14 protein-coding genes and 2 pseudogenes are annotated in these 18,409 nt (G+C 47.7%); 6 read left to right on the top strand and 10 right to left on the bottom strand.

Annotation, left to right across the window (positions count from 1 at the left end; all coding sequences use genetic code 11):
• Window positions 1-234: 234 nt before the first annotated feature.
• The 6 genes and pseudogenes from AC6I8Y_RS22640 to AC6I8Y_RS22615 all read left to right on the top strand — a co-directional run bounded on the left by AC6I8Y_RS22640 (window position 235) and on the right by AC6I8Y_RS22615 (window position 5,535).
• Window positions 235-1,309, top strand: a pseudogene (locus tag AC6I8Y_RS22640) (ABC transporter substrate-binding protein).
• Between the two features lie 26 nt (window positions 1,310-1,335).
• Entirely contained in the window at window positions 1,336-2,142 is an 807-nt protein-coding gene (locus tag AC6I8Y_RS22635; protein WP_498021799.1) for an alkaline phosphatase family protein, read from the top strand.
• Window positions 2,139-3,032, top strand: a complete 894-nt coding sequence (locus tag AC6I8Y_RS22630) for an ABC transporter permease (protein WP_498021798.1) — start codon at window positions 2,139-2,141, stop codon at window positions 3,030-3,032. The genes AC6I8Y_RS22635 and AC6I8Y_RS22630 overlap by 4 nt, the downstream gene beginning before the upstream one ends.
• Window positions 3,033-3,114: 82 nt before the next feature.
• Window positions 3,115-3,855, top strand: a complete 741-nt coding sequence (locus tag AC6I8Y_RS22625; RefSeq protein WP_498023096.1) for an ABC transporter permease — start codon at window positions 3,115-3,117, stop codon at window positions 3,853-3,855.
• Window positions 3,852-4,871 carry an ABC transporter ATP-binding protein gene (locus AC6I8Y_RS22620; protein WP_394149696.1) on the top strand — a complete coding sequence of 340 codons (1,020 nt, stop codon included), beginning with the start codon at window positions 3,852-3,854 and terminating at the stop codon, window positions 4,869-4,871. The genes AC6I8Y_RS22625 and AC6I8Y_RS22620 overlap by 4 nt, the downstream gene beginning before the upstream one ends.
• A 1-nt stretch (window position 4,872) precedes the next feature.
• Window positions 4,873-5,535: an HAD family hydrolase gene (locus AC6I8Y_RS22615; RefSeq protein ID WP_394149694.1), complete on the top strand. Its 663-nt coding sequence runs from the start codon at window positions 4,873-4,875 to the stop codon at window positions 5,533-5,535.
• A gap of 205 nt (window positions 5,536-5,740) precedes the next feature.
• On the opposite strand, the gene AC6I8Y_RS22610 is transcribed toward AC6I8Y_RS22615, so the two are convergent.
• The 10 genes and pseudogenes from AC6I8Y_RS22610 to AC6I8Y_RS22565 form a co-directional block, all read right to left on the bottom strand.
• Window positions 5,741-6,631 (bottom strand): hypothetical protein, encoded by an 891-nt coding sequence (locus AC6I8Y_RS22610; protein WP_498021797.1) that lies wholly within the window; start codon window positions 6,629-6,631, stop codon window positions 5,741-5,743.
• A 430-nt stretch (window positions 6,632-7,061) separates the two neighbouring features.
• Window positions 7,062-7,713, bottom strand: a pseudogene (locus AC6I8Y_RS22605) (DedA family protein).
• Between the two features lie 59 nt (window positions 7,714-7,772).
• Window positions 7,773-8,864: a calcium:cation antiporter gene (locus AC6I8Y_RS22600; protein WP_498021796.1), complete on the bottom strand. Its 1,092-nt coding sequence runs from the start codon at window positions 8,862-8,864 to the stop codon at window positions 7,773-7,775.
• On the bottom strand, window positions 8,861-9,763 hold the full coding sequence (secF, locus tag AC6I8Y_RS22595; RefSeq protein WP_498021795.1) for a protein translocase subunit SecF: 903 nt from the start codon (window positions 9,761-9,763) through the stop codon (window positions 8,861-8,863). Before secF ends, AC6I8Y_RS22600 begins: the two co-directional genes overlap by 4 nt.
• Before the next feature lie 2 nt (window positions 9,764-9,765).
• On the bottom strand, window positions 9,766-11,601 hold the full coding sequence (gene secD, locus AC6I8Y_RS22590; protein WP_498023094.1) for a protein translocase subunit SecD: 1,836 nt from the start codon (window positions 11,599-11,601) through the stop codon (window positions 9,766-9,768).
• A 148-nt stretch (window positions 11,602-11,749) separates the two neighbouring features.
• Entirely contained in the window at window positions 11,750-12,202 is a 453-nt protein-coding gene (locus tag AC6I8Y_RS22585; protein ID WP_498021794.1) for a hypothetical protein, read from the bottom strand.
• Window positions 12,203-12,633: 431 nt separating this feature from the next.
• Window positions 12,634-13,668: an IS110 family RNA-guided transposase gene (locus AC6I8Y_RS22580; protein ID WP_498021793.1), complete on the bottom strand. Its 1,035-nt coding sequence runs from the start codon at window positions 13,666-13,668 to the stop codon at window positions 12,634-12,636.
• 187 nt (window positions 13,669-13,855) lie between these two features.
• Window positions 13,856-14,812 (bottom strand): polysaccharide lyase family protein, encoded by a 957-nt coding sequence (locus tag AC6I8Y_RS22575; RefSeq protein ID WP_498021792.1) that lies wholly within the window; start codon window positions 14,810-14,812, stop codon window positions 13,856-13,858.
• A gap of 148 nt (window positions 14,813-14,960) precedes the next feature.
• Entirely contained in the window at window positions 14,961-16,715 is a 1,755-nt protein-coding gene (locus AC6I8Y_RS22570) for a hypothetical protein (protein WP_498021791.1), read from the bottom strand.
• Between the two features lie 314 nt (window positions 16,716-17,029).
• A complete protein-coding gene (locus AC6I8Y_RS22565; protein WP_498023092.1) occupies window positions 17,030-18,334 on the bottom strand; it encodes an MATE family efflux transporter in 1,305 nt (434 codons plus the stop codon).
• Window positions 18,335-18,409: the final 75 nt, after the last annotated feature.

Below are 18,409 nucleotides of genomic sequence, written 5' to 3'. Positions count from 1 at the left end.
GCGCCTACGCAGGCAGGGATCTTCTACAAGCGCGCACCAGACCTCAAGTAGTTTCCTGCCTACGCAGGAATGACGCGCGTTGAGAGCAAGCTCTCCACCCACTCCCTTCATCAAACTGACGCATTTCTGCCATTTAACCTCCACAAAACCGTCAAAAACTCTGCCCTAAATTGTCACATTTGCGAAATAGCATAAAAAGTGAACTTACTGACCTAGTCCAGAAGGATAGAGACAATGAAAACTTTGCTTAACCGTGCAAGTATCGCAAAACTTGGCACTGCCACTTTGATTGCTGCGGCGATCTCTTCGACTGCTATGGCTGACGACAGCGTGCAAGCGCTCGCTGAGGCTGCTAAGAAAGAAGGGGCGGTTTACAGTGTGGGTATGCCTGGTAGCTGGGCAAACTGGAAAGATACTTGGAATGACCTTAAGTCTACTTACGGCTTGAAGCACCAAGACACTGATATGAGCTCGGCGCAAGAGATTGCTAAGTTTGAAGCAGAAAAGAAAAATGCGACAGCGGATATCGGTGATGTGGGTTTCGCCTTTGCACGCGTAGCGGTACAAAAAGGGCGTGACGCAGCCTTATAAACCAACAACTTGGAATGACATTCCTGATTGGGCGAAAGACAAAGATGGTCACTGGGCGCTGGCGTATACCGGTACTATCGCATTTATCTCGAACAATAACCTAGTGAAAGACGCGCCAACCTCTTGGCAAGACGTACTGGAAGGTGACTACAAGGTCACAGTCGGTGATGTGGGTGTCGCAGCACAAGCAAACAACGCTGTGCTAGCTGCAGCGTTTGCTAATGGCGGTGATGAATCTAACCTTAAACCTGCTATTGAGTTCTTCTCAAAGCTAGCTAAACAGGGCCGCTTGTCATATACAGACCCAAGCATTGCGAACCTTGAAAAAGGCGAAGTCGAAGTTGCTATCCTTTGGGATTTCAACGCGCTGAACTACCGTGACCAAATCGACCGTTCGCGCTTTAGCGTTAACATTCCACAAGATGGTTCGGTCATCTCTGGCTACACCACCATCATCAACAAGTACGCGAAGAACCCGAACGCGGCGAAACTGGCTCGTGAGCACATCTTTAGCGACCGCGGTCAAATCAACCTAGCAGAGGGCTATGCCCGCCCAATCCGCTCCAATGTTGAGCTGCCTGCATCGATTCAAGAAAAGCTGATTTCAAACGACCAGTACGGCAACGTGCACCCTGTGACGGACTTTAAAGCATGGGAAAAATCAGCGCGCCGTCTGCCTCGTCAGTGGCAAGAAAACGTGCTTATTCACCAGCAGTAATTTGAGAACCTAAGTAAGAGGTAAGTATGAGCAATAAGGTCATTCTTGTTGTCCTCGATGGTCTCAATTATCAAGTAGCCCGTGATTGCATGGGCTACTTGAACGGCTTAATCGAGCAGAAAAAAGCAACCCTATACCCAATTCAGTGTGAGCTTCCATCCATGTCGAGGCCACTCTATGAGTGTATTTTGACTGGTGTGCCACCTGTCTTAAGCGGCATTGTTAACAATCAAATTGTCCGCCTATCGAATGAAGAATCCATCTTTAGCCTCGCCAAATCACAGGGCAAGGTAACGGCGGCGGCTGCTTATCACTGGGTGAGCGAACTCTACAACCGAGCCCCGTATGATGCAGTGCGTGACCGTTTCACCGACGATGAGTCACTCAACATTCAGCATGGACGTTTCTATCATTGGGATCACTACCCTGATGAGGCGTTGTTCCTTGATGCGGAATCACTCCGACAGCAGGTCAATCCAGATTTTCTCCTAATCCATCCAATGAATATCGACGATGCAGGGCACAAGCATGGTTTGGATTCGAGGCAATATCGAAACAGCGCTCGCGCGGCAGATATCTATCTATCGAACTACATCAGCACTTGGGTCGATGCGGGTTATCAAGTGATGGTGACGAGTGATCACGGTATGAACGATGACCTTTCGCACGGCGGAATCTTGCCTGAAGAGCGTGAAGTCCCGCTGTTTGTCATTGGCGACACCTTTACCCATGCTGAAACCACCGTGAAGCAAACAGAGCTTTGTGGGCTGTGTTGTCAGCTTCTCGGGCTTGAGCATCGTAAGCCTTATTCACCGGAAATGATCGCGCTATGAGTAGCTCAGTAATCGAAACGCCTAGCAACGGCAGCACGCAGTCTCGCCAAGGCGCGTCTATGTGGAATCGTTTTAAACCCGTCCTGTGGCTCGCGCCCTTTGTATTATTTTTCTATCTTTTTCAGCTCGCCCCAATGGTTTGGGTGTTCTTCAATAGCTTTCAATACGATGGCGAGTTTTCGCTGGACAATTACCTAGAGGTATTTGATTCCAGCTTCATGATTCAAGCCTTTAGTAACAGTATTTGGTTGTCGGTGTGGTCGAGTGTGATTGGTCTCGCGATAGCTGCGCTACTGGTGTCGTCGCTGCGCAGAGTCGGCAGTCGGCTGCGCGATGGGGTGATTGCCTTTACTAACATGAGCAGTAATTTCGCCGGCGTGCCTCTAGCGTTCGCCTTTATCATCATTTTGGGTGTGAACGGTGCGGTCACGCTGCTCCTAAAGCAGTATGGTTTAATCGAGGGATTCAACCTTTATGGTAAATGGGGACTTCTGGTCATCTACATTTACTTCCAAATCCCATTAGGTGTGCTGCTCTTATATCCCGCGTTTGATGCGCTGCAAGACGATTGGCAGTCCGCGTCGGCGCTGCTTGGTGCAAAAACGCATCAGTATTGGACTCAGGTTGCTCTGCCAGTGCTGTCTCCTGCGCTGCTTGGCACCTTTATTATCTTGATTGCTAACGCAATGGGTGCATACGCCAGTGTCTACGCACTGACCACGGGCAACTACAACGTGATTACCGTGCGTATCGCGAGCTTAGTATCGGGTGATTTGTTCCTTGAACCGAATTTGGCTGCCGCCATTTCGGTGATTCTAATGGCGATTCTCGCCTTCATTACGGTTATCAATCAGTGGCTATTGTCGAGGAGTTATCATGCTTCAAAATAGCAAATCTCTCGCTAGCAAAAAGCTAACAAGCAATGTTAGTACTTACTATCACAAAGCCATTGTCTACGGCATAGTTGGGCTGATGCTGATTCCGATCATCGCGACTTTAGTGTACTCCCTATCTTCAAGCTGGGGAGCCACCATTTTACCCGACGGCTTTACCTTCAATTGGTACATTCAGCTGCTTACCGATTCACGCTTTCTGGCGGCATTTGGGCGTTCGCTGTTGGTTTGCTTCGCTGCCTTAGCATTGAGTGTGGTGTTGATCCTACCGGCGATTTTTGTGGTGTTTTACTACTTTCCAAAGCTCGACAAAGTGATGAACGTGCTTATTCTGCTGCCGTTCGCAGTGCCGCCAGTGGTCTCTTCGGTGGGACTATTACAGATTTATGCTGACAGTGCGGTGCCTTTGGTTGGCACGCCATGGATCTTAATTGGCACCTACTTCACCATCGCGCTGCCGTTTATGTATCGTGCGATATCCAACAGTTTCGAAGCGATCAACTTGAACGATTTGATGGACGCGGCGCACTTATTAGGCGCGAGCACGACCAAGGCGTTCCTCTTGATCATCGTTCCGAATTTGAAGAAGGGTTTGTTGGCGTCGCTGTTCTTATCTTTCTCTTTCCTATTGGGAGAATTTGTGTTCGCCAATATCTTGGTGGGAACACGTTACGAAACGCTGCAAATCTATCTCTACAACATGCGTCAAACCAGTGGTCATTTTACCTCTGCGTTAGTGATGACTTACTTTTTCTTTATCTTCCTACTGACATGGCTTGCCAGCCGTTTTAGCAGTCAACAACAAAAGGGCAAATCATGAGCTACGTATCTGTTAGTCAACTTACCAAACGATTCGGCAATAACACGGTTTTCGAAGACATCGACTTCACGATTGAAAAAGGGGAATTCATCACTCTGCTCGGGCCTAGTGGCTGTGGAAAATCGACACTACTGCGCAGTCTCGCAGGACTGAATCCGGTAGAGGGTGGTCAGGTTTTAGTGGATGGAGTCGATATCACTCACGCAGCGCCTCAGCAGCGAGGCATCGGCATGGTATTTCAATCCTATGCTCTATTCCCGAATATGACAGTGGTAGAAAACATAGCCTTCGGTCTCAAGATGCAAAAGCTGGCTAAGGCGGAGATAGAGCGCGAGGTTGCCAAGGTGATCGAGCTGGTGGAATTGACGGGCAAAGAGAAACAGTACCCGCACCAGCTATCTGGTGGTCAAAGGCAGCGTGTTGCCCTTGCTAGAGCTTTGGTGGTTAAACCGAGGATCTTGTTATTGGATGAGCCTTTGTCTGCGCTCGATGCCAAAATCCGTAAGAACCTGCGTCAGCAAATCCGTACTATTCAAAAAGAGCTTAATCTGACCACTATCTTTGTCACCCATGACCAAGAAGAAGCAATGATTATGTCTGATCGTATCTTCTTGATGAATAAAGGCGAGATTGTTCAGCAAGGTGAGCCAGAGACTATTTATACCCATCCGGTGAATGAGTTCGTTGCTGGTTTTATGGGGCACTACAATCTGGTGGAGGCAGCGCAAGCCAAATCACTATTTGATCTTGAAGTGAACAGCAAAGTCGCCATTCGTCCAGAGTCCATCTATGTGCGCGAGCAAGGGCGTCAGTATGGCGAGCATATTTCTGCACCGCGAACTGGTGTCATTAAGAATCACCAGTTGCTGGGTAATGTGATTCGCTACCAAGTAGACGTAGATGATTGCGAGCTTACTGTCGACTTGCTGAACCGATCATCAGAACGCTTGCTGTCTGTTGGCAGTCAATTGGAGCTGCTGTTTAACCTAAACGAAATTCAACCAGTGAGAGCTTAGAATGTCTAAACCCCTTTATGTATTCGATATGGACGAGACGCTGTTTGATGCGGATTGTGCCATGCTGTGGAACCGATTCTTGGTGGAAAAAGGGATAGCGACCGCACCTGATTTTTTGGAAGAAGACGAGCGCTTAATGGCACTCTACGCACAAGGTAATATGGATATGGCAGACTACTTAAAGTTTTCCATGTCACCTCTGTCTGGTGTCTCAAAAGAGGTCGTCTCTTTGCTGGTGGAGCAGTGCATTGATGAGAAAATCATGCCTCGTCTATTTCCACAAGCAGCGACACTGATTGAGCAGCTTAAGCGTGATAACATTCAGACGGTGATCATCTCTGCATCTGTGAGCTTTTTGGTGTCGGCTATCGGTAAACGTATCGGCATTGATGAGGCGATGGGGATTGATTTGGCGGAAGACGGCGGCTGTTACACCGCTCGAATAGACGGCATTCCGACTTATCGAGAAGGCAAAGTGGCGAGGCTGGAGCAATGGCTGATAGAGAGTACGACGCAGTACTCTGAAATCCATTTCTATACCGACTCTATCAATGACCGACCATTGTGTGAGTTTGCTGACTACGCCTATTTGATAAACCCGTGTTCGCTGTTAAAAGCGCTCGGTGAAAAGAAGGGCTGGCAGCGGATTCACTGGTCATTGTAATCAACCTTTACCTGAGTAATCAGCTGTTACCTCAGTAATCCATAGTGGGCTCAACCTTGTAATAGAGGTTGAGCCCTTGCTAAATAGTGATACTCAGTGTTCACCAAAAGCTCAATTTTTGAAACCGCATTAACAATGCGGTTAGCATGTGCACGAGTTCAGGCTTAAATCGATGAACGCTTTTAGTGCAAATCGAGCTATACCTCTAGTTGGATTTCTTTTCACTCGCTAGGAACATAGCCTCATTGAATTTCGTTCGCATACCAAGTGCGCCATACTGCTCCCACACAGCAGTGACTACCGGGTTATAATTGCTAACACTCATGTCATATTCAAAGTCGTTGGTTAGGCGAATATCACCGCTTGTGTCATATACCGACTGACCAGCACTATCCACGCAATCAATACGAGCGGTGCCACCGTTCTTGCCCTTTCGGAATTCTACAAACGCATTGTCACGAATCAACATGCGATATGTCATACGAGAACCTAGTTCGCAATGAGTAGCGCCCAGAGTCTTAGCTTCACTAGGTGCTTCAATTTGCACATTGGAAGTGGTGGTAGCTTCCCAGATCTCGACATTATCCACGCTGCTGGCAGTGACTAACTTCAATCGAATAGAAGCATGGCCAGCATATTCAGCGGGGATTTCGTTTTGATAGCGCTTTACACCTGCGTAGTATTGAAGTTCATATCCACCTGCAATTAGAGACTCGGTAGAGGTTGGTGCTCGATATGATTCGTAATCAACGTCGTTGCAATTGTTCGTCACTAGGTTGGTATCAGTACCAGCGAGCTCGAAACGACCGCGAGGGCCAGAATCTCTATGGGTATATTCGCGCTGCACATACTTGTTGTTGGTGCTGCAGTGTTCCCCTGTTGGCGGGTTAGGTTTTGTTACTGGCGGCTTAGGTAGTGGTGGTAGAACTTCACGATCCTTAACGGCTACACATTTTTTTTCTTCCGCATTCCAGATTTGGCCGACCTCACACTTGGGCGTTGCGGACTTAGGTGCAGTCTTAGACGGGGAAGATGAACCGCCGCCACAACCAACTAGAACAGATGCAGCGATAGTGGTAAGGATTAACTTTTTCATGGTGATGTGTCTCTGTATGCTTTTCAAAGGGGGTTAGGGTTCTTGTCGCCAGCGTCAGCCAATAACTAGTCACATTGTTCTGAGTCGCCCTTCATCTGATGGCGTTATGCATCTGCAACTCTTCAGTAATGTGATGACTTTTCTTTATGGCGCTATTAGACATCTTGTTCATTGTTTGAGCGAATTAGTTTCCATTCGATAATTCAATGGATGAATGTGATTGAATTCCCAGCAAGCAGAGGAAAGAGGCGTGACTGGTTATTTATTAGATTGGAGTCAGTAATGTGCGTGGGTCAGCGAGTCGAAATCCTAATGATGTCGTTAATCGTTTAGAGAGATATTGATAAGAAAGGGGGAGGCGATTACTTATGGGATACAGACTTCTTCGATGATGAGCTCAACCGCTTAACAGAGGTTGAGCTCTATACTTTTAGATTCTCACATCACGTTTACGCGACGTAACGTATCGATACAGCAAACCAATAATGGCGCTCATCATCAGCAGTAAACTGGTGACAACCAGCGCTTTAGAGATCATCTCTTGATAGTCATAAAGCCTTGGATGAATCATTATCCATTTGCCCGCGAGCAACAGTACCAAACACCATGTCACTGAACTTGTGATGCTGATGCTCAGTGTTCGCCAAAAACTCAGCTTCGATAGCCCCATCAACATAGGCGTTAGCACGCGAACGAACGGGATGAAGCGTGAGATAAATAGCGATAAGAAGCCATATTTACTTAGCAGATGTTTGGCTCTAGGAAGTGAATCGTCTGGTAGTAATCGGGTTAGAAAAGGCATAAATCGCGTTTGGTGCAATACCCGGCCCTGTAGGTACGCATTGATACTGCCGAGCGAAGCGGCGCCATAGCGCTGCCGCGGCGGGGTAAAAATCTATAATTCCTAACCCTACCAAACCGCCTACAAATAACACCAAGCTGTCGCCTGGCAGAGGCAAAAAGACGAAACTGGATTCAAGCAGCAGTATCACCGCTAGTAGAAGTATGAATCCCTTCAATGAGCTCACGCTTTGCAGCGTTTCAAAATCGTGGTGCCAAACGGCGACTAAAATCTCTTGCATAGGGTGTCCTAAAACGTGTTGTCATCAAACCCAGCACTGTTGGGTGCTGGGTGACCAAGCTACTCAAACATCAAAATGATGTAGGCAATAAACAGGATTAAGTGGGCCGCTCCATTGAGAGAGTGGGTTCTGCCACTACTAAAGCTGACACTAGTCATAATAATGGTGGTGACCAGTAGCACCATTTCGGCAGGCTCCAGTCCGAGTCGAATGGGCTGCTCAATCACATTGGAAATCAGCAATACCGCAGGCACGGTAAGCGCAATCGTCGCCAACACTGAGCCGAAGAACAGGTTCATCGCGCGTTGCAGTTGATTGTTCAGCGCCGCTTTGGCTGCGCCAACGGCTTCCGGTGCAAGGATCAAGATCGCTACAATTAGGCCGCCAATTGCTGCCGGAGCGCCAAGGGACGTGACCGTGCCATCGATAGGGATTGCTAGGCTCTTCGCGAGCAGAATGACAACGGTCAGATAGCCAACCAGCATGATGGAATGGTAAAGGTTACTGCCCAACGGTCCATGGAACTCATGGTCATCTTGATGGTCTTCGTCCATAAAGAAATGTGTATGGCTGCGTGTTTGGATGAACAGGAAGAAGCCATACAGCGCAATCGAGGTGAGCACTAGCGTCGCCATCAAGGTAGTGGACATCGCGCCAGACTCAGTCACGCTGGTAAAGTTGGGTAGAACTAAACACAGCAGTGCGAGCGGCACAATCGCCACCATATAGGACTTGATGCCATCTAGGTTGTATTTCTGTGTGTGGTACTTAATGCCGCCAAGCAGAAGTGTGATACCCACCAAGCCATTGAGCACCGTCATTACCACCGCGAACATGGTATCTCGAGCTAATATTGGGTTGGCTTCACCGGTGAGCATTACCGATGAGATCATCACGACTTCGAGTAGGATCACCGAGAGGGTGAGAATCAAGGTGCCATAGGGGTCACCAAGCTTTATCGCCAGTGCATCAGAGTGTCTCACAACAGCAAAGATGGCGGACATGACAACAGCAAACAAACCTAAAGCCAAGGCAATACCGAGCGCCGAGAACATCTGTGTTTGCAACAAGCCGTCACCACCAAGCTTGAACAGAAAGACCGTGATGATCGCCAACGGTAGGACAAATTCTTGCTTCAAAAATCGGATCATGGCATCTCGTCTCCCAAGCTTGCTGATTTAGCGACATAGTGTTTCGGATCGACGCCAATTAATTGAGGCAAGGTGACGCCAACTGAGATCGAGGACCAAGTACCGCAAGCAATTCCGACGCAAAGCGCAATCGCGAACCCTTCTAGCTCCGCGCCGCCCAAAATCCACAGGCTCGAGACTGTCACCAGCGTGGTACCTGATGTCACGATGGTGCGAGAGAAAGTTGCACGTACTGAGTCGTTGATGAGCCTGTCCGCTGACTCATTCGGCTTTGCTTTAAAGAGCTCGCGAGCGCGATCGGCAATGATGATGGAGTCATTGAGCGAGTAGCCTAATACCGCCAATACGGCTGCCAATATCGTCAAGTTGAACTCCATTTGAAGCAACGAGAACAGCCCGAGCACAATCACGATATCGTGAATCAGTGCCACCAAAGCCCCAAGGGCAAGACGCCACTCGAATCGGTAGCTGAGATAGAGCATCGTCAAAGCGAAACAGGCCAAAATGGCGATGCTGCCTTGCTCAACCATGTCTTGCCCGACTTGTGGTCCTACAATGCTGCTGTTGAGAACTTCAACCGAGCCACTGATTAACTCCAGCATTGGAGCTAACGCTACAGTTTCCTCGCCAATCTGGTTATAGCGTAGTATCCAGCGACCTGGCTCTGATGAACTCACCACATGCACATCTTGCATTAAGGTGCTGTCTAGCCAGTGTTTTAGCTCGGTCGCCATGATGGAGGGATCCAGACGAACCTCGGCGACGATGCCCCCGGTGAAGTCCAGTCCCCAATTGAAGCCATTAGTAGCCATTACCAAAATGGCAGAGAGAAACACCACTGCCGACAAAGCCGACATGCTAAGACGAATTTGACTGAGTGAACGATGTGTAATCGACATGGTTATACCCTTACTTCACGGCGTTGGTCACGCCCCCAAACGAGGTTGATGATGGCGCGAGACAAGAATACGCCGGTGAACATGCTGGTAAGAAGACCGAGCCCGAGAGTGATCGCAAAGCCCTGAATTGGACCATTACCAATGGCATAGAGTGCGATCGCCACAATCATGGTGGTGAGGTTGGCATCGAAGATAGAGTGGAAGGCACTTTGGAAGCCCCGATCAATGCTCTGAGCAAAGGTGCGTCCTTCGCGCATTTTGTCTTTAATGCGTTCAAAGATAAGCACGTTGGCATCTACCGCCATGCCGACGGTCAAAACCATCCCGGCAATACCTGGCAGGGTAAGCACAGCGCCGGGTAGCAAGGCAATAAGACCAAATAAACACACCATGTTGGCGATAAGTGCTGTGTTAGCCACCCAGCCGAGTCGGCGGTACCAAAGTGCGATAAATGTGAGTGTTAAACCAAGCCCAAGTGCGAGAGCAGCAAAGCCGTTTTTAACGTTCTCAGCGCCCAGAGATGGGCCAATGGTGCGTTCTTCAATAATGGTGACCGGTGCGGTGAGTGACCCTGCGCGCAGAAGAAGTGCCAGTTCTTGAGCATCATGCATGCTGCCAACACCAGTAATACGAAAGCGGCTGCCAAGCTGTGATTGTATGGTCGCAACACTAATTACTTTACTTACTTGTTCGCTTTCACCTTTGGCATTACGACTGTATTCGCTGTAGACCGTCGCCATCGGATTGCCAATGTTGCTGCGAGTGAACTGAGACATCTTTCTACCGCCAGAAACATCCAGCGAAATGTTCACCTCTGCTGCCCCCATATCACCCACGCCAGCGCGTGCATCGATAATGTGCTCGCCGCCTAAGATGGCGCGGCGTTCAAGCGTGATAGGGTGATTGTCGTTGTCCATGAGTGTCAGCGCTCGGCTAGAGCGAGTGTCGGCGACTGCATGAAACGCCAATGAAGCCGTGGCACCAATCACGTCTTTGGCTGCTGCCGGGTCTTGTACCCCAGGTAGCTCAATACGGATGCGGTTTTCACCTTGTCTCTGCACTGAGGCTTCGGTGATGCCGAGCTCTGCGATACGTTCGCGCATGATCTGTAGATTCTGCTGCACGGTTAAGTTTCGCAGCGTGCTTTTCTCATCATCGGATTGGGTCAAGCGAATGACGTTATCTTGTATCGAGCGATCCCAGTTTGGAAACTGCTGACGAACAAAGCTGCGCGCCCGGCTATTATCGCTATCTCCAAACAAGGTGAGCTGTACTCCCTCGTTGGTGATTCGACCTCGGCTGGCGCGAAACTCGGAGGTGAACTCATCAATTACTGACTGTTGGTGAGCTTGATAGACGGGCGCCATATCCACTTCAAGCAAGAACTGGACACCACCTCGAAGATCTAAGCCCAGAGCGATTGGGCTAAAGCCAGCATTCAAGAGCCACTGGGGTGCAGCGGCTTCCATGGCGAGTGCCACCGTGATGGACTCATCTAGGTGATTTTTGAGTATCGCCTGTGCTTCGGCCTGCTGCTCGGCACTGCCTAAAATGACAACGGTGGTGTCTCCGTCTTGCTTAATGGAAGACGGCGTGATGCCGGATTGGGTCAGGTGTTGAGCGATGCTGGTTGCATCGGACTGCTGCCCTCGATGATTGATATGAAGCGCCGCATTTTCGCCATAGATAGACGGCAGTGCGCTGAAAAGCATCACGACTAGGGTCGTGATAAGAACGATGTATTTCCACTTAGCAAACCTATTGATAGGCTGCGAGTTACGTTTTTTCACAATAGAACTCTCACAATAATGTTGTGTCGAGCGCAGCCGTAGGGTCATGACGAAATAAGGCACAGCTGTTTTTCTAAATATTGGAAAAACAGTCTGGTAGCTTTGATCAACGGGTAAGCGTGATCAGCTAGGGAAACGACCTAAATGGCTATTGGGCTGCGCGTGGCAATGACTCAGGCAGACTGAGCCGAGAGAGTTAACTGTGGCGTGCGTGCTTTTGAACGTAGAGGGTATTGGCTTCTTTCCAACCAGACAGCCGCGAAGAGGCATAGCGAGCGCTGCTCGTCCAATCGCTTTGTGGGCTAATAAGTGGAGATGGCTCCATAGCGACATCAAGTAGCTTTGGAGTCAAAAAGGTAATCAGAAGAAAGTAGTCAGGCGCCGTATTGACCGCAGAACCATGACCATCTTCGATGATACGTCTTGAAGTCGATAGAAAATAGGGACCGAGATTGTCATTGAGTACCGAGCCTTCATCGTCGGTATTGGAATCGATAACGTTGGTGTTTTCTTCAGAAAACGTTAGTGCGGTAATGGTGTGGTTATCAAGTGTTGCAGAGTCAAACGTCAGGTGCTCGCCTGCGATTACAGTATGAGCGCATACAGTAATAAGCAGTGTAACAAGCAGATGATAGCAACGTTTAAGCAATGATGAACCTTTAGCAATAAGTGGTTGTATCGATAAATTCGCGTGCAGTATAGCGGATGGCGTTCACAAAATGGGTAAAGTTTGCCCACAAAACTGTTAATAAGTGTGTCTTTATTGCTCAGGGCGTTTGGAGTGGGTAAATGGTATAGACATCACGAGAAATAATTGAAACGACACAATCTATCACCTTTAAAAAACACGCGTCATCTTCATATATGGACTCCCATTAGATTGCAACTAGAGGACGGAAATAAGTAGGAAGCATGCGCATATTCGGGCTCTTGTTGAGTAGCGAACTCTGCCCCTTGATGTTTTCGCACCCTAATGCCACTTCGCGAAAAAGGTACCTAGTACCATGAGGATGATCTGGCTCGTTAGGGTCGGTCTTACCTGTTTTCGTCTTACTCTTGGTTGTAATCTAAATAAGGTACTTAAACTAGTTCGGGTAATCGGTATGGTTGGTGGTGATTAAGCATTGACCATGCCGTTCTGACTGTTTTGTTAGCGAGAGCAACTGCTGCTCTTCGAAGCCCTGCTCTTTCTATCAGGCTTTTGACCCAAGCCTCTTTTGTTGTCTTAGGCTCCCTTCGGTCGACAACCCGAACAAAAGCGAGAGCACCTTGGATCAAATTAGCTCGTATTCGTTTACAGGCGAATTTTTTACCAATACCTAAAAGTACAGTCTTGCCACCAGTGCTGTACTGTTTTGGTGTCAGGCCAATGCACGCAGAAGCTTCACGGCCATTCTTGAAGTTGCCACCACCTTCACCTATCGAGAGATACAAGGCTAATGCATTGACATTACCTACGCCCTCAAGAGCAGATAGAGCACGACATTCCGGTTGTTGTTGAATCTCATTGTTGAGTTGTTTTACGACCTTTTCTTTCCTATCTGTAAGGTCTTGGTACAACCAATACATTGTCGATACTTGTTCTCTGACAATATCCGGTAAGCCATTTTTAGCATCTTCCAAGACGAAAGGGACTTGCTTTCCAAAAGCGGACGTTCCGCGTGGAATATCAATCCCAAACTCGGCAATTAGTGCTCTAATCATATTGCTAGTAGCAGTGATTGTATCGACCAAGTGCTGTCTCATCTTGTCGATGGATTGAAGTGATTGCGCCCTTACAGATTTGACTGCAATGAAGTGAACATTTGGCTGTTTAGCTGCGACTGCAATGGCCATTGCATCATTCTTGTCTGTTTTTTGATTAGTGCGAAATGGTGAGACATTCTTTGGCGCGATCAAGATAACGTTATGCCCTACGGATTGGCACAAACGCCCCCAGAAGTGAGAAGTAGCACAGGACTCCATTACGACGGTGCAAGGCGGTTGTTTGAGTAACCAGGATTTCAGTTTGGCTTTACTGAATGGTTTCTCTGTAGCGACATGATTGCCAACCAGCTTACAAACTTGGAATGAGTTTTTTGCTAAATCAATAGCAATGGTCGTAGACTTGTTCATGTATGGACTCCTAAGGATTATGGTTTCGTCACCAGTAATTTTAGTTCCCTCTTGAGGGAGGGAGTCCATACATCGCGAAAGTGAAGATCTCCCACAGCGCGTAGCTAACTGAAAAGTAATGACTAATTTACGTTTTCAACCGCTGCGAGAGATCCCTTTTTTCAAGGGGATGACGGCACTTTTTGGATTACTGCTCGATCTTTTGAACTTCTTTTATTTCAAAGTCTGCAAACCAGACTTCGTCCTCCCCAGCATTCAGTCCCGCTTTGTCATTGAGAGAGCGATAGATACCCCATTTCGGTCGTACAAAGTTGTCGGTACTACCATTGCTGCCAGAGCGCCAAAGCTCGATATTTTGTTCATTGACAGTAAACAACGGTGTTTCAGACCCAAGTGGTGTCACTGACATTTCCAGTGAGCCTTGTTCGCTGAACTTTGCGCGTACAAATACCTCTAGCCATTGTCCTTGTATTTGAGTCGCCCAATCAATGCCTAGCTGTGAGGTATGAAGGAGCATGGTCTTAGCGTCTTGGCTATCGACATGACGTACTTCCAATCCACTGACGCCACTCTTGGTGTTGCCGGTAATGGTGACTAAGGGTTGGCTGACAGGGTCGCCAAAGTCAGAGACCGCCTTGAGCTGAAATAGGTGGGTAAAGTGGCTGGTGACAGCGAAATCTTCATCGATTCGAAACTTCCAGCGGTACTCAAATGTCTTGTCCATGAAGCCTTTGAGTGAGTCTTCAGACTTGTCGTATACTTTGATTTCGTTGCGTTGGCGATCGGTCTTACCCGTGTCTCGATCACCATCTAGGTCACGATGAATGGTAAAACGAAAATAGTCGCCGACCTGATTATCGCTGTCTTCTGTGATGTGTTTTACCCCGCTGTGGTTATGCTCACCATAGAGGTCAGGCGCTTCAATAGAGCCTACTCCGAGAACACTTTCGATCAAATCGTAGGTATCCATATTGGCTGGACCATCCGATACGAGCGAAGCGCTACTCAATACATAGTAATTTCCAGAATCATCGATATCAGGTGTATTGGGAATACCGGAATTGCCTGAGTTAGTCCCGCCGCAAGCGGTCAGAATAAGTGGGATAAGGGTGGAAAGTGCGAGCTTTCGAGCATGATGCATCATAGGTAACGTCCTAAAACAAAAAAATGGGACACCCTACACGTGTCCCCAAAAGCAGCTTTGCTTATTACTTACAATGTTGGTGTGGAGTTAGAAATCTTAAAAAAGGCTCGGCAGCAATGCCGAGCCGGTTGGAGGTTATGTGGCGTAATTAGAACAGTTCAGAGTCTACGTTATCGAAGTAGGCTGTGTTGACTGTGCTGCTGTTGTCACCTGTGTAAAGCGTTAGCTGTGAAGGTACGATGCTAGAATCGAGTCCAGTCGTCGCTTGATCAATGTCAGTTGCGATTGTTTGACCATTCATAGTGACTGTGACTAGTCCCGCGTCTGTCCACGAAATAGTGAATGAGTGCCACGTATCAAGAGCAATATCGCTCGCAATCTCAACATCGTCGCTACCCGCTTCATATTTTAACTTAGTGCCTGACTGATTCAGCTCGAAGTAACGATCTGAGTTGTTTTTGCCGTCGCCAATGTTGATGTACGTAGACTTAGTGTTAGTCGATGGGAAGTAAGCATCTAGAGATACCGAACCTGCAGCTGCCGGAGCAGTAAATGCACGCATCGCAAATGGTTTAGTTGCTGAGTTTTTGTCTTCTAGATACAGAGATTTCTCTTCGCTATTTGCCGGGTCAACAGCAACTTCTGCGGTTGTTGTACCATCAGCGTCATCTTTGATGTTGGCTGTAGTCCAAGCGCCGCTTGCATCGCTAATTAGATCGCCTACTGTGTATGACTCAAAATCGTCAGTAACATCAGTTGGTTCCGTTGGATCTGTAGTGTCGCCATCACCAACTACCGTCGCTTCAGATGTGCTGCTGTTGTATGGATTACCTGATAGGTTTTGCCCTACAGCGTAGTTGTCGAAGTCATCTTCAAATACTAGGGTTTCGGTGCCGCTGTCACTTGAATAAACCGCTAGGTTATCTCCGATAAACTCAAAGTTGGTTGTGTTACTAGTGTCACCAATCTTCAATGAAATAACCGTTACTGGTGCATTCTCAGTAATCTCACCTGTGAACTCTTCACCGTTAACTGTAAATTTAAACTCGTCGTTGCCCCAAGTCACTTCGATAGCTAGATCTTCGCCATTGGTAAAAGTGCCGCCTGCATCGGTGATTGAACCGCCGCTTACACCGCCAACACCAGCACCGCGGTATTGAACTTTGCCTTCGCTAAGAATCACTTCACCATATAGGTTTTTATTGGAAGTACCGTTGGTGTAAAAAGAGATGTATGCGTTATCTCCGGTGCCGTCTGCATCTTGAACCGTATCTTCATGTTCTTGATAAACGACGTCAACGGTCAAACGACCTGATGCAATGCTGTCAACAGTCGCGCCTGTTGATGAATCTGAAAGCTTAAGACGAAGCTCACCGACATCTGTCGTCAATGTATCTAGGATTTGAACAGAGTTATTGAAGCCAGCATCGTCGTTCGCTGCAGTAACAGCATCTGTAACTGCGCTATTTTCTGATTGATCTGCACCAGAAAGTGTACCTGAGTTGTCCGTATCGATGCTCAATGCACCGCTTTCAACTGAATAAGTACCAGTAGTTACGACTTCACCAGCGTCCCCGTAATATGTGAAAGTCAGTGTTTTGTCGTCGATGTCTTCAGTGAAACTTGTCGTGTAAATGGTGTACGTACCATGGTCATCATCATCGTTGTAGTAACGCTGAGTTGTTCCATCGAAAACATACACATTCGGCAAGTCAGCGCTTGATTGAGCTGCTACTGAACCTTCTTCAGAAATCTGCCAATAACTACCGGCTAGCTCCGACGTAGGAGTAGTACCACCACCGGTACCACCGCCTGGATTTTCATCAATCACTTCTGGACCATTACAACCCATGAGAAGTCCGGTTGAGATGGCTACCGCTGCTGCTACTTTAGATACTCGCATAATATCGCTCTCTTTCACGTTCCTTGGTGTTAGTATGCAATAATATTGTATGATTAAACGAAGTGTTGCTAGTTGTAAGAATATGTAGCTTGATTGCAGTCACGGAAGGGGCGATATATTGTATGATTTTTGTGACCTAGCTTGCGATAATTGATAGTTCTATCGGATGTATTACTTGAATCAATTAGGAAAGTGACTACAAGAAGCGTGATTCTTATGGGGTACTTCCAGGGCATAAAATAAAGTCAGTCCAACATTGATATGTTGGACTGACTTGAAAGTAGTTAGATTTTTATCATCGAAATTAGCAATTATTAATCATACATAAGCTTATCTGCTTTGCTCATGTCGAATTCTTTCAAAGACTTACGTGCTAGCGAGCGAAACGGCAGCGCTTTTACCATTTCTTCAAATGGCTGCACCGCAAACGCCCAGAATATTGATCCATCAAAACCAAGAATAATAAGTGCACACAATGGGATAGATATTACCCACTGACCCGTAAAGTTGATCTTAAATACCGCAGTAGTTTTACCTAGAGCTCTTAATACATGCCCATGGACTGTGTTGTAGCCGCGAATAATCGGCAGGAAGACGTAAAGCGGAGCGATGACGGCAAGGGCTTGATAGGTGGCAGGATCAAGATCAGGGTAAATATCCGCGAGCACAAAATGCATCCCGGCAAAGAATACCGCACAAACGACTGAAATACCGACCGCCACATCGATGCTGGTGTCGACGTTTTTCGTCAGGTCGTCCATTTTACGAGAGCCAATAGCTTGGCTGATGGTAATCGCTGAAGAGTGCGCCCATGCAGTGATAAATTGCGTACCAGCGCGAATCCAAGGGAATACTAAGGTAATTGCTACGTAGGCGTTGATGTTTAGCTGAGCATAGAGCAATTGATATGTTGTTGCCCCGATCGACAGAATGGTCACATTAGCGGCAACAGGGAAAATCTCGGTGAAATGCTTTTTCATATTGGTAAGCATCGCTGCTATTGATTTAGGCTTTTTCAGTTCGACCAAAGGCTCTAAACGTAGACACCACCATAAGAACACCATACGAATGATGATAGCGATAACGCTGCCCATTGCCGCGCCTTGAACCCCAGTTCCTGCAAACTCAATAGTACCGCTTAATTGAACACCGTGAATCAGAACATAAGAAAGCGCCGTGTTAATAGGGAGCTCTAGCAGGTAACCTTTAAACGGGATCTTACTGCGCCCCATACTATTGAATAGTGCGGTAATGACCTGAGTAACGGCGGTAAATAGGACTAAGTACTTCGAGATATCTAGGTATCCACTGATTTCGCCATTTAGCTCTGGCTTATCTGTTATCAGAGACAGCAAAGGCTGCTCGAATACGGTTAACAAGATCCAGAACAGAAGCGCCACAGAGAAGTTGATTGTCATGCCAGACAAAAAAGAGTTCGAAAGTGCGTCTTTTCTTCCAGAGCCTACTGCGCGGCTTAGGACCAATTGTGTACCGTTAGCCAGAGCCATCTGGATACCGAGCACAAAAGCGACAACAGTGGTGGCGATGCCCATTGCTGCGAGGGGTATTTCACCGAGAGGAGAGACCAACAGCGTATCGATCATTAGCATTGACTGCATCAGCAGTGCATTGAGTGCTAATGGCCAGGCAAGCGAGAAGTTCTTTCGGATGTAAGATTGAGAAGACACAAAAAA

The organism is Vibrio sp. KUL78 (assembly GCF_059725505.1).
Note: the sequence above shows the minus strand (reverse complement) of the source record. Positions and strands in the feature narration are given on the sequence as shown.